The 12,430-nt window shown below is 55.1% G+C and carries 9 protein-coding genes and 3 tRNA genes; 10 read left to right on the top strand and 2 right to left on the bottom strand.

What is annotated here, in order from left to right:
- Nucleotides 1-35: 35 nt before the first annotated feature.
- The gene (gene cysS, locus AC0J6G_RS08200; RefSeq protein ID WP_475252989.1) at nt 36-1,418 is read left to right on the top strand and encodes a cysteine--tRNA ligase; all 1,383 of its coding nucleotides are present in this window, start codon (nt 36-38) and stop codon (nt 1,416-1,418) included.
- A gap of 57 nt (nt 1,419-1,475) precedes the next feature.
- Here cysS and AC0J6G_RS08195 read toward each other — a convergent pair whose 3' ends face one another.
- Both AC0J6G_RS08195 and folD read right to left on the bottom strand, forming a co-directional pair.
- On the bottom strand, nt 1,476-1,961 hold the full coding sequence (locus AC0J6G_RS08195) for a polysaccharide deacetylase family protein (RefSeq protein ID WP_475252987.1): 486 nt from the start codon (nt 1,959-1,961) through the stop codon (nt 1,476-1,478).
- 365 nt (nt 1,962-2,326) lie between these two features.
- Complete coding sequence (folD, locus tag AC0J6G_RS08190) at nt 2,327-3,181, bottom strand: bifunctional methylenetetrahydrofolate dehydrogenase/methenyltetrahydrofolate cyclohydrolase FolD (protein ID WP_475252985.1); 855 nt, start codon at nt 3,179-3,181, stop codon at nt 2,327-2,329.
- A gap of 268 nt (nt 3,182-3,449) precedes the next feature.
- On the opposite strand from folD, the gene AC0J6G_RS08185 reads away from it, so the two are divergent.
- From AC0J6G_RS08185 to AC0J6G_RS08145, 9 genes are all read left to right on the top strand, one after another.
- Nucleotides 3,450-3,526, top strand: a tRNA-Arg gene (locus AC0J6G_RS08185).
- Nucleotides 3,527-3,560: 34 nt separating this feature from the next.
- Nucleotides 3,561-3,636: transfer RNA gene (locus AC0J6G_RS08180), tRNA-His, on the top strand.
- A gap of 52 nt (nt 3,637-3,688) precedes the next feature.
- Nucleotides 3,689-3,773 (top strand) — tRNA-Leu (locus AC0J6G_RS08175).
- A gap of 130 nt (nt 3,774-3,903) precedes the next feature.
- On the top strand, nt 3,904-5,214 hold the full coding sequence (gene tig / locus AC0J6G_RS08170) for a trigger factor (RefSeq protein WP_475252983.1): 1,311 nt from the start codon (nt 3,904-3,906) through the stop codon (nt 5,212-5,214).
- Between the two features lie 90 nt (nt 5,215-5,304).
- Nucleotides 5,305-5,940, top strand: coding sequence for an ATP-dependent Clp endopeptidase proteolytic subunit ClpP (clpP, locus tag AC0J6G_RS08165; RefSeq protein ID WP_090241800.1), 636 nt, complete (start codon nt 5,305-5,307; stop codon nt 5,938-5,940).
- 108 nt (nt 5,941-6,048) lie between these two features.
- Nucleotides 6,049-7,329, top strand: a complete 1,281-nt coding sequence (clpX, locus tag AC0J6G_RS08160; RefSeq protein ID WP_475252980.1) for an ATP-dependent Clp protease ATP-binding subunit ClpX — start codon at nt 6,049-6,051, stop codon at nt 7,327-7,329.
- A 149-nt stretch (nt 7,330-7,478) separates the two neighbouring features.
- Entirely contained in the window at nt 7,479-9,872 is a 2,394-nt protein-coding gene (lon, locus tag AC0J6G_RS08155) for an endopeptidase La (RefSeq protein WP_475252978.1), read from the top strand.
- A 137-nt stretch (nt 9,873-10,009) separates the two neighbouring features.
- On the top strand, nt 10,010-10,282 hold the full coding sequence (gene hupB / locus AC0J6G_RS08150) for a nucleoid-associated protein HU-beta (RefSeq protein ID WP_010490206.1): 273 nt from the start codon (nt 10,010-10,012) through the stop codon (nt 10,280-10,282).
- Nucleotides 10,283-10,500: 218 nt separating this feature from the next.
- Nucleotides 10,501-12,378 (top strand): SurA N-terminal domain-containing protein, encoded by a 1,878-nt coding sequence (locus tag AC0J6G_RS08145; RefSeq protein ID WP_475252976.1) that lies wholly within the window; start codon nt 10,501-10,503, stop codon nt 12,376-12,378.
- Nucleotides 12,379-12,430 lie beyond the last annotated feature (52 nt).

Genomic DNA, 12,430 nt, shown 5'->3' with positions numbered 1-12,430 from the left:
CCGGTACGCTGGCCCGTGGTTTTCAAGGAACTGCAATGCTCTCGATCTACAACACGCTGACCAAAAACAAAGACGTCTTCAAACCGCTGGTGGGTAACCAGGTGCGCATGTATGTGTGCGGCATGACGGTTTACGACTTCTGCCATATCGGTCATGCGCGGGTGATGGTGGCGTTCGATGTGGTGACTCGCTGGCTGCGCCATCGCGGCTATGAGGTTACCTACGTACGCAATATCACCGACATCGACGACAAGATCATCAAGCGCGCCAACGACAACGGCGAGCCTTTTGAAGTGCTGGTCGAGCGCATGATTGCGGCTATGCACGAAGACGAAGCGCGCCTGAATGTGCTGCGCCCGGATCAAGAGCCGCGTGCCACCGGGCATATCGCCGGCATGCACCAGATGATCCAGACCCTGATCGACAAGGGCTTTGCCTACGCGCCGGGTAATGGCGATGTGTATTACCGCGTCGGTAAGTTCGTCGGCTACGGCAAACTGTCGCGCAAGAAGATCGAAGACCTGAAGATCGGCGCGCGCATTGAAGTCGATGAAGCCAAGCAAGACCCGCTGGATTTCGTGCTGTGGAAGGGCGTTAAACCGGGCGAGCCGAGCTGGGCGTCCCCGTGGGGCGCGGGCCGTCCGGGCTGGCATATCGAGTGCTCGGTAATGTCGACCTGCTGCTTGGGTGAGACCTTCGACATTCACGGCGGCGGCCCGGACTTGGTGTTCCCGCACCACGAAAACGAAATCGCCCAAAGTGAGGCGGCCACTGGCAAGCTCTATGCCAACGCCTGGATGCATGCCGGCGCGGTGCGCGTGGATGGCGAGAAGATGTCCAAATCCCTGGGCAATTTCTTCACCATCCGCGAGGTGCTGGAGAAGTACCATCCAGAAGTGGTGCGCTACCTGCTGGTGTCAAGCCATTACCGCAGTGCGATCAACTACTCCGAAGACAGCTTGCGCGAAGCCAAAGGTGCCCTGGAGCGTTTCTATAACGCACTCAAGGGCATGCCCAGCGTGGCAGCTGCGGGGGGCGAAGTGTTTGTTGAGCGCTTTGCGGCGGCCATGGATGACGACTTCAATTCGCCTGAAGCCTGCGCGGTGTTGTTCGAACTGGCCCGCGAGATCAACCGCCTGCGTGAAGCCGATGTACAGGCTGCGGCTGGCCTTGCGGCTCGTTTGCAGGAAATGGCGGCGGTGTTGGGTGTTTTGCAGCTTGAGCCGGAGGCCTTTTTGCAGGCAGGTGCTGCTGGCAAGGTTGATGCTGCCGAGGTTGAAGCGCTTATTGCCGCGCGGCTACAGGCGCGCGCGGAGAAAAACTGGGCAGAGTCTGACTTTATCCGCGACCAGATCACGGCCATGGGGGTGGTGCTGGAAGATGGGAAGGGTGCTACGACTTGGCGTTTGGCGGACTAAGTCGCCCGCTGTATCCGAAGGCCGCTCTCGAGCGGCCTTTTTAATAGCCGTTGTCCATCAGTTCCAGATCCAGTCCCACAGACCGGGTAGCCGTGCGTATTGCTTCGGGTCGCGCAGGGTGCGTTTAAGGGCTGCGCGCTGCAGGCCGTGTGCTTGGTAGGCGGTGAGTGTGCGCTCGTCGTAGTTCCAGAAAGGCGGACGCACCAGCTGCGGTGCTGCGCCGCTGATGACTGTCAAATCAGCTATGCCGTCTTTTAACGATTGATCCAGAACTGCCGGATTAAGAAAGCGGTGGTTGGCATGGCCTGGGATGGCAGTGTGAAAGCCCAGCAGATGGTCTTCACGCTGTTGGCGGCGTAAAAGCGCCTTGCCCCGAGCGCTACCACCTGCTCTGGTGACGCGGGTTTGTACAAAAAACAGCGCCTTGATTACCGGTTGAATGGGGTTGTCCGTCAGTGCGTCGAGTATTTGCGCCGTTGGGTTGCGGCCAGTGCTTGCGCTGGGGCCGTCATCGAAACTTAGAAGAAAGCGTATCGGCTCCACGTTATGTTGCGATGGTGGCGCAGTAACGCTCGCGCAGGCACTCAACAACGTTGCGATAAGCAAGGTGCTGAAGCATGAGCGCAGCCGCTTTGGCACTCGCGAATAAGTTGTCGTAAGTGATGCGCGGGCGCGCATTAGGCTTTGACTCGCAGGATGGGCGGGGCTTGCGGTGTGTGGGCCAAATGAGCAGTTGTTGCAGGCAGCTTCTGAAGCCGCCCGCTCGGCATCAAAGCCTATGGTGCGGCCGGGTTTGATAAGGTTTTGCTGACCAGCAGCATAAATCAGTGGTCTATCAGTCCCTCATCAATTACCCGGCCTAAGATCATTCCCTGTTTCTATCCAGGCTGTATGTCGTGCAAAGGTTCTTAGTCGTGCAGGTGCTCGGCGGCATGCAGGGTATTTTCCAGCAGGCAGGCGCGTGTCATAGGGCCAACGCCGCCCGGCACTGGCGTAATCCAGCCGGCGCGGGGCAGGGCGGTTTCATACACCACATCACCAATCAGTTTGCCATCATCCTGGCGGTTGATGCCGACGTCGATAACGATTGCGCCTGGCATGATCCACTCGCCATGCACCAAGCCAGGCTTTCCAGCCGCGACTACAACAATATCCGCCTGGCCGACATGCGTAGGCAGGTCTTTGGTAAAACGGTGGGTTACGGTGACAGTGCAGCCAGCCAGTAGCAGCTCCATCGCCATCGGCCGGCCGACAATGTTTGAGGCGCCCACTACCACTGCGTGCATACCGTACAGGTCGACGCCGGTGCTCTGCAGCAGGGTCATGATGCCTTTTGGGGTGCAGGGGCGTAACAGTGGCATGCGCTGGGCGAGGCGCCCGATGTTGTAAGGGTGGAAACCGTCAACGTCTTTATCCGGGCGGATACGTTCTAACAATAAAGAAGCGTCGAGGTGTTCCGGCAATGGCAGCTGCACCAGAATGCCATCAATGCTCGGCTCATCATTTAGACGGTCGATCAGCGCCATTAGCTCGGCCTGTTCAGTAGCGGCGGGCAGGTCGTAGGCTTGTGAAACGAAGCCCACCTCTTCGCAATCTTTACGCTTGTGCGAAACGTAAACCTGAGACGCAGGGTCGCTGCCGACCAGAATTACAGCAAGACCAGGCGCGCGCAGGCCCTGTTGGCGTCGTTCAGCGACACGTTTGGCGATCTGCTGGCGCAGGCTGGCGGCAATTGCTTTGCCATCGATCAGTTGTGCGGTCATTGCGCTTGGTTAACCATAAAGAAAGGATGGAAAAAGGACGCGCATTCTCGCATGGCCATGCTGTGGGGCAAAGGCGGCTGCCAGGGTTTTCGCGTAACTCCTTTAAATAGCTGATTTTTTTTATCTTTTACTGTTGACGACCTGTGGTCACCTCTATAACATTCGCCCCGCTTGTCGAGCACAGCAAGTCGCTGGGTAAGACGGTCAAGGCAAGAAGATAATTTTTGCGTAGATCGAAAGCTTTGAGTCTGCTTATGCAGGTGGATAAGTGCCCGTAGCTCAGCTGGATAGAGCATCCGCCTTCTAAGCGGATGGTCGCAGGTTCGAGTCCTGCCGGGTGCGCCATTTGGCGGTCTTGGCTCAAGCAAAATGCAATATGGTGGGCGTAGCTCAGTTGGTAGAGCGCAGGATTGTGACTCCTGTTGTCGTGGGTTCGATCCCCATCGTCCACCCCATATTCTAAAGCGCCAGGTTAATACCTGGCGATTTTATATAAAGCTTTACCACGCGGATGTGGTGGAATTGGTAGACACACTGGATTTAGGTTCCAGCGCCGCAAGGTGTGAGAGTTCGAGTCTCTCCGTCCGCACCATCTTTTTAGCTCCCTCCCGTTTGCCGCTTGCATCTAGGGTGACTTCTGCAAATTGACCCTCTAGAATGCATGCCCTTCAAATAGGGGGCGGGCAAACGGCCGGCTTATGTCTGTGCAACGAGGATTATTCATGCAAGTTTCTGTTGAAAATACTTCTGCTCTCGAGCGCCGTATGACCGTTGGTGTCTCTGTCGAGCGTATTGAGACTGAAGTCAACAAGCGTCTGCAGCAGACTGCCCGTCGCGCAAAAGTCCCTGGCTTCCGTCCTGGCAAAGTGCCAATGAGCGTAATTCGTCAGCGTTATGAAGACGCTGCACGTCAAGAAGCGTTGGGCGATCTTATTCAGTCCACATTCTACGAAGCCGTTGTCGAGCAGAAGCTTAACCCTGCTGGCGCACCTGCTGTCGAGCCGAAGTCCTTCGAGAAAGGTCAGGGGCTTGAGTATGTTGCGACCTTTGAGGTGTTCCCAGAGTTCACTGTCGCCGGCTTTGACTCCATTGCTATCGAACGTCTGCAGGCTGACGTGGCTGAGAGTGATGTCGACAACATGCTGGAAATTCTGCGCAAGCAGAACACTCGTTTCGAGAATGTTGAGCGTGCTGCCGAGAATGGCGACCAGCTGAACATAGACTTCGTTGGCAAGATCGACGGCGAAGCCTTCGCGGGCGGCTCGGCCAAGGGCACTCAGCTGGTTCTCGGCTCCGGCCGCATGATCCCTGGCTTTGAAGATGCACTGTTGGGCGCCAAGGCTGGCGAAGAGCGCGTAATCAACCCGACTTTCCCGGCTGATTACCAGAATCTGGATCTGGCTGGCAAAACTGCCGAGTTCACCGTCACCGTTAACAGCATCGCAGCACCTAAGTTGCCTGAGCTGAATGATGACTTCTTCGCCCTTTTCGGGGTGAAAGAAGGCGGCCTGGAAGGCTTCCGCGCTGAAGTGCGCAAGAACATGGAGCGTGAGCTGCGCCAGGCGATCAAGTCCAAGGTTAAAAACCAGGTGATGGACGGCCTGCTGGCTGCCAACCCGATCGAAGTGCCGAAGGCACTGATCAGCAACGAAGTTAATCGCCTGCGTGTACAAGCTGTCCAGCAGTTTGGCGGCAACCTGAAGCCAGAGCAGCTGCCGGCTGAGCTATTTGAAGAGCAGGCTAAGCGTCGCGTAGCGCTCGGTTTGGTTGTGGCGGAAGTGGTTAAGCAGTGTGAGCTGAAGCCAGACGACGCCCGTGTTCGCGAAATGATTCAGGAAATGGCTTCTGCTTACCAAGAGCCTGAGCAGGTTGTGGCTTGGTACTACAAAAACGACCAGCAAATGAACGAAGTGCGCTCGGTTGTACTGGAAGAGCAAGTTGTAGATACTGTTTTGCAGAAGGCCAACGTGACTGACAAAACAGTCTCGTACGAAGAAGCTGTCAAGCCGGTAGAAGCACCACAAGCCGCCTGATTTCTTTACCTCGTTCGACACGCCATAAGCCAGCCTTCGTGCTGGCTTATGCGTATTTGTGAAATGACTATTTAGGGAGCGAGTGCACGCATGTCCCGCAATCCTTTTATGCAACAAATGCCCGATATCCAAGCCGCTGGCGGTTTGGTGCCCATGGTTGTTGAGCAATCAGCTCGCGGTGAGCGCGCCTACGACATCTATTCGCGCCTGCTCAAGGAGCGCGTGATCTTTCTTGTTGGCCCTGTAGAGGATTACATGGCCAACCTGATCTGCGCGCAATTGCTGTTCCTTGAAGCGGAAAATCCGGACAAGGACATCCACCTTTACATCAATTCCCCAGGCGGTTCAGTGACAGCGGGTATGTCTATCTATGACACCATGCAGTTCATCAAGCCTAACGTGTCGACCACCTGTATTGGTCAGGCATGCAGCATGGGTGCATTCCTGTTGACCGCTGGCGCCGAGGGCAAGCGCTATTGCCTGCCTAACTCGCGCGTTATGATTCACCAGCCACTGGGTGGTTTCCAGGGGCAGGCATCGGATATCGAAATCCATGCTAAGGAAATCCTCTTCATCCGCGAGCGTCTTAACACGCTGATGGCTAAGCACAGTGGACACACCTTGGAGGAGATTGAGCGCGATACCAATCGTGATAACTTTATGAGCGCCGAAGCCGCTCGTGAGTACGGGTTGATCGACGCAGTGATTGAAAAGCGCCCCGCTTAATAAGCAGCTCAAAATAGGGTGGGTCGGTGTGTCCGCCCCCGGCGGGCTTGAAAAAGCCCGCATAAGCCCTCATCTTGTGTTTCAAGCCTATCGGATTGGATTGAACGAATGACTGACACCCGCAACGGCGAGGACAACGGCAAGCTGCTCTATTGCTCCTTCTGTGGCAAAAGCCAGCATGAAGTACGCAAATTGATTGCCGGCCCCTCGGTCTTTATCTGCGACGAGTGCGTCGACCTGTGCAACGACATCATCCGCGAGGAGGTGCAGGAAGCCCAGGCAGAGAGCAGCGCGCATAAATTGCCTGCCCCCAAGGAAATCAGCGGCATTCTCGACCAGTACGTGATCGGTCAGGAACGCGCGAAAAAGATTCTGGCGGTAGCGGTCTATAACCATTACAAACGCCTCAACCAGCGCGATAAGAAAGACGACATCGAGCTGGGTAAAAGCAACATTCTGCTGATCGGTCCGACGGGCTCAGGTAAAACCTTACTCGCTGAGACCCTGGCTCGCTTGCTCAACGTACCGTTCACTATTGCCGACGCCACCACCCTGACCGAGGCTGGCTATGTGGGTGAGGATGTAGAGAACATCATCCAAAAGCTGTTGCAAAAGTGCGACTACGATGTAGAAAAAGCCCAGATGGGTATCGTCTACATTGACGAAATTGACAAGATTTCACGTAAGTCTGATAACCCGTCGATCACTCGTGATGTATCTGGCGAGGGCGTACAGCAGGCGCTGCTCAAGTTGATTGAGGGCACGGTGGCATCAGTACCGCCGCAAGGCGGCCGCAAGCATCCTCAGCAGGAATTCCTGCAGGTTGATACGCGCAATATCCTGTTTATTTGCGGTGGTGCGTTTTCAGGGTTGGAGAAGGTTATTCAAGGCCGCTCGACCAAGGGCGGAATCGGTTTTAATGCCGAGGTTCGCAGTAAGGAAGAGGGTAAGAAAGTCGGCGAGTCACTGCGCGCCGTTGAGCCTGATGATTTGGTCAAGTTCGGTTTGATTCCTGAGTTCGTGGGCCGCTTGCCGGTTATTGCCACCCTGGATGAGTTGGACGAAGCTGCTCTGGTGCAAATTTTGACTGAGCCGAAGAACGCGCTAACCAAGCAATATGGCAAGTTGTTCGAGATGGAAGGTGTTGAGCTGGAATTCCGGCCTGATGCCCTGAAGTCGGTTGCGCACAAGGCACTTGAACGTAAAACCGGTGCTCGTGGTCTGCGTTCGATTCTCGAAGGCGTCCTGCTTGATACCATGTACGAGATTCCGTCGCAGTCCGACGTCAGCAAGGTGGTCATCGATGAGAGTGTTATCGAAGGTACCTCCAAGCCGTTGCTCATTTATGAGAATAACGAGCTGCCAGCCAAGGCTGCGCCTGACGCGTAACAGCGTTGTAACATGTTGAAAGCAAGGGGCCTGTGGGCCCCTTTGCTTTTACTGCTGCAACGCTTGTTTTTTGTATGGGCTGCCCCCATCTTAGCTGCAAGGGTCATCCCATCTGTTTGAGGCCGTATGGCCGTCGTAGAGCCGAAATCATGAAGACAACCATCGAATTGCCTCTCCTGCCGTTGCGCGATGTTGTGGTCTATCCGCACATGGTCATTCCGTTATTCGTCGGGCGTGAAAAATCCATCGAAGCCCTTGAGTCCGCCATGGCGGGCGAGAAGCAAATTCTGCTTCTCGCGCAGAGAAACCCTGCGGATGACGATCCCGATGAGGCTGGCCTCTATCGCGTCGGTACCGTAGCGACGGTGTTGCAGTTGCTGAAGTTGCCGGACGGCACCGTCAAAGTATTGGTCGAGGGTGAGCAGCGCGGTGAGATTGAGCGTTTCATTGAGGTTGATGGCCACTGCCGCGCAGAGGTCCAGCTGATTGATGAGGTTGATGCTGCAGAGCGCGAATCCGAAGTCTTCACCCGAAGCCTGCTTAGTCAGTTTGAGCAATATGTGCAGCTTGGCAAAAAGGTGCCTGCAGAGGTTCTTGCCTCGCTGAACGGAATTGACGAGCCTGCACGCCTGGTCGACACCATGGCGGCTCATATGGTCCTGAAGATCGAGCAGAAGCAGGAAATTCTAGAAATTACCGACCTGGCAGCACGTGTTGAGCATGTCTTGGCACTGCTCGATGCGGAAATTGACCTGCTTCAGGTTGAAAAGCGCATTCGTGGCCGTGTTAAGAAGCAAATGGAGCGCAGCCAGCGCGAGTACTACCTGAATGAGCAAATGAAGGCCATTCAGAAAGAGCTGGGTGACAGCGAAGACGGCCACAATGAGCTCGATGAGCTGAGAAAGCGCATTGATAATGCGGGACTGACTGCCGAAGCGCTGACCAAGGCGAATGCCGAGTTAAACAAGCTCAAGCAAATGTCGCCCATGTCGGCCGAAGCCACTGTGGTGCGTTCTTACATTGACTGGCTAGTTAATGTGCCGTGGAAGGCCCAGAGTAAGGTTCGCCTTGATCTGGCGCGTGCTGAAGCGATCCTTGATGCCGATCATTACGGTCTGGATGAGGTCAAGGAGCGCATTCTTGAATACCTCGCCGTGCAAAAACGCGTGAAGAAAATCAAGGGGCCAGTGCTTTGCCTGGTCGGTCCGCCTGGCGTGGGTAAAACCTCGCTGGCCGAATCCATTGCCAGTGCCACCAATCGAAAATTCGTGCGTATGGCCCTTGGCGGCGTACGTGACGAGGCCGAGATTCGTGGCCATCGCCGCACCTATATCGGTTCAATGCCGGGGCGTCTGATTCAGAAAATGACCAAGGTTGGCGTGCGCAACCCACTGTTCCTGCTTGATGAAATCGACAAGATGGGCCAAGACATGCGCGGCGACCCTGCGTCAGCCCTGCTTGAGGTGCTGGATCCGGAGCAGAATCATAACTTCAATGATCACTATTTGGAGGTCGACTACGACCTGTCCGATGTAATGTTCCTCTGCACGGCTAACTCGATGAATATTCCAGGTCCGCTGCTGGACCGTATGGAGGTCATTCGCCTACCGGGCTATACCGAAGCCGAGAAGACCAATATCGCGATCAAATACCTGGCGCCCAAGCAGGTTGCGGCCAATGGCTTGAAGAAAGCTGAGCTGGTGTTTGAAGAGGCGGCAATTCGCGACATTATTCGCTACTACACCCGCGAAGCGGGGGTGCGAGGTCTTGAGCGGCAAATTGCTAAGGTGTGCCGCAAGGTGGTTAAGGAACACACCGCCGAGAAGCGTTTCCACGTCACGGTAGTCGCTGATTCGCTGGAGCATTTCCTTGGTGTGGCCAAATATCGCTACGGTTTGGCTGAGCAACAGGACCAAATCGGTCAAGTAACCGGATTGGCGTGGACCCAGGTGGGCGGTGAGCTGTTGACCATCGAAGCCGTGGTTGTTCCAGGTAAAGGCCAGTTGATCAAAACCGGCTCACTGGGTGATGTGATGCTGGAATCGATTACGGCTGCGCAGACCGTTGTACGCAGTCGAGCCAAGAGCCTGGGCGTGCCTGTGGACTTCTATGAGAAGCAGGACATCCATATCCATATGCCTGAGGGGGCGACCCCAAAAGATGGCCCCAGCGCTGGCGTTGGTATGTGTACGGCGCTCGTTTCAGCGCTGACTCAGATTCCTGTGCGTGCCGATGTAGCAATGACCGGTGAAATAACCCTGCGGGGTCAGGTGTTGGCGATTGGTGGTCTGAAAGAAAAACTACTGGCCGCACACCGTGGCGGAATCAAGACGGTCATAATTCCCGAAGAGAATGTGCGCGATTTGAAAGAGATTCCGGAGAACATTAAGCAAGACCTGCAGATTAAACCGGTTAAATGGATTGACGAGGTCCTGCAAATTGCGCTGCAATACGCGCCGGAGCCCTTGTCTGATGCGGCTCCCATAGCTGCAAAGGATGAAAAACGCGAGACTGATTCCAAGGAGCGAATCAGCACGCATTAGCCGGAGGGGTTTCTTGACACATTTTTGAAGCCCTTGTTATAAAGCGGCTCTTATTGTGTCGGCAGGCTCTCCTGCATAAACTTCGCTTACATTTAAAAGCAAGAAATAAACTCAACAGAAATTAAGGGGACTTAAGAGTGAACAAGTCGGAACTGATCGATGCCATTGCTGCATCTGCTGATATCCCAAAAGCTGTTGCCGGCCGCGCGCTGGACGCAGTAATTGAATCCGTTACTGGCGCTCTGAAGGCTGGTGATTCTGTAGTACTGGTTGGTTTCGGTACTTTCGCTGTTAAAGAGCGTGCTGCTCGCACTGGTCGTAACCCGCAAACTGGTAACCCGATCAGCATCGCTGCTGCCAAGATTCCAGGCTTTAAAGCCGGTAAAGCTCTGAAAGACGCTGTCAACTAAGTCTCTTTAGGTTTTGCCCAGCAGATCAGTTGAATGATTGATCTGAAGCGGGGCGGGATGTTCAGTCAGTTTTATCCGTCTGAGCGCTACGAATCTGTTATTTGAGTTCGATCCGCTTCGCCAGTTATGAGAAGGCGCATCCACTGATGCGCCTTTCTTCTATCCGGATTTTACCCACACTGCGCGGCTGCTTTTTTTACAGTCGTTCTGGGGGACGCATGCTGCAAAATATCAGGGATAATTCACAAGGGTGGATTGCCAAAACCATCATCGGCATCATTGTCGCGCTGCTCGCGCTGACGGGTGTTGATGCGATTTTTACCAGTACCAGCAACAGTCAGAATGCGGCTGAAGTGAATGATGTGAAAATCACTTCTGCCGAGCTCAGCCAGGCCGTAGAGATGCAACGTCGGCAGTTGCTGCAGCAGTTAGGGCGCGACTTCGATGCGTCCTTGCTTGATGAAAAGCTGCTACGTGAAGCGGCTCTGAATGGCCTGATCGAACGTACTTTGTTGCTTGATAGTGCCAAAGACGCCAACTTTGCCTTTTCGCAACAAGCACTGGATCAGTTGATCCTGAAAACACCTGAGTTTTTGGTCGATGGTCAGTTCAATGCTGAGCGTTTCGATCAGGTGATCCGTCAGCTGGGTTACAGCCGCTTGCAGTTCCGCCAGATGCTCGAGCAGGAAATGCTCATTGGTCAGCTGCGTGCCGGCTTGGCCAATAGTGGTTTTGTTACGGACGCCGAAGTGCGGGCATTTGCTGCACTGGAAAAGCAGACTCGCGACTTTGCCACCCTAACGCTTAAGGCTGATCTTGACGCTGTCACGCTCAGCGATGACGACATCAAGGCCTACTACGAGGCTCAAGCCAGCCAGTTTATGAGCCCTGAGCAGGTGGTGCTGGAATACGTCGAGATGAAAAAAGACGCGTTCTTTGACCAAGTCGAAATCACTGATGAGGCGCTGCAGAGTGCTTATCAAAGTGAAATCGCTAACCTTGCCGAACAGCGTCGTGCCGCGCACATTCTGGTCGAAGTCAACGACACACTGAATGACGAGCAAGCTCAAGCCAAGTTGCTCGAGGTGCAGAAGCGTGTTGAACAGGGCGAAGATTTCGCCGCGCTGGCCAAAGAGTTCTCTGATGATTCGGGCTCGGCGGGCGCGGGCGGTGATCTGGGCTTTGCCGGCCCTGGCGTTTATGACCCGGCCTTTGAAGAGGCGCTGTATGCGCTGGACGAGAATGCCGTATCGGCTCCCGTACGCAGCGAGTTTGGCTGGCACCTGATCAAGCTGCTGGGCGTTCAGGCGCCGGAAGTGCCGAGCTTCGCCAGTCTGGAAGAAAAACTGCAGCGCGACCTTAAAACACGTCAGGTTGAACAGCGCTTTGTCGAAGTCTCCAAAGACCTCGAAGACGCTGCGTTTGAAGCGTCTGATCTGGCTCAGCCCGCGCAAGAGCTCGGTCTTGAAGTCAAAACCACTGAGGCGTTTGGTCGTCAGGGTGGGGCTGAAGGCCTGACCGCTAACCGCCAGGTGATTCAGGCGGCCTTCAGCGCGGAAGTGCTCGACGACGGCAGCAACAGCAGCCTGATCGAGCTTGACCCGAACACTGTCGTGGTTGTGCGTGTTAAACAGCACAACAAGCCTGAGCAACTGCCGCTTGAGCAGGTTGCCGAGGGTATTCGCGCGCAATTGACCCAGGTTCGTGCAAGCGAGGCCGTCAAAGCCAAGGCGCAGGAGCAGCTGGCAGCGTTACGTGAAGGTCAAACGCCGGTTACCCAGGCGGATGCTCAGCAGAGCTGGACTGTCGTCGAGGCGGCAACACGCAGCCAGGAAGGCGTAGAGCCTGTTGTGCTGCAAGCGGTGTTCCGCATGGCTAAGCCTGAGGCAAGCGATAAGCCGACCTTCGCCGGAGTGAGCCTGAGTAACGGTGATTTTGTGATCATTCGTCTCAATGGCGTCAGCCAGCCGCAACAGGCACTGTCGGATGAGGATAAGGCCATGTACAGCCGTTTCCTCGCTTCACGCATAGGTCAGCAAGACTTTGCTGCGTTCCGTAAGCAGCTAGAAGAAAGCGCGGATATCGAGCGCTTCTGATTGCGACACGCTTAATAAAAAGGCCGCTTAATTAAGCGGCCTTTTTTATTGC

It is taken from the genome of Pseudomonas sp. TS_SC_3 (assembly GCF_056156225.1).
The sequence above is the reverse complement of the archived record's forward strand: the minus strand, read 5'-3'. Positions and strand labels throughout refer to the sequence as shown.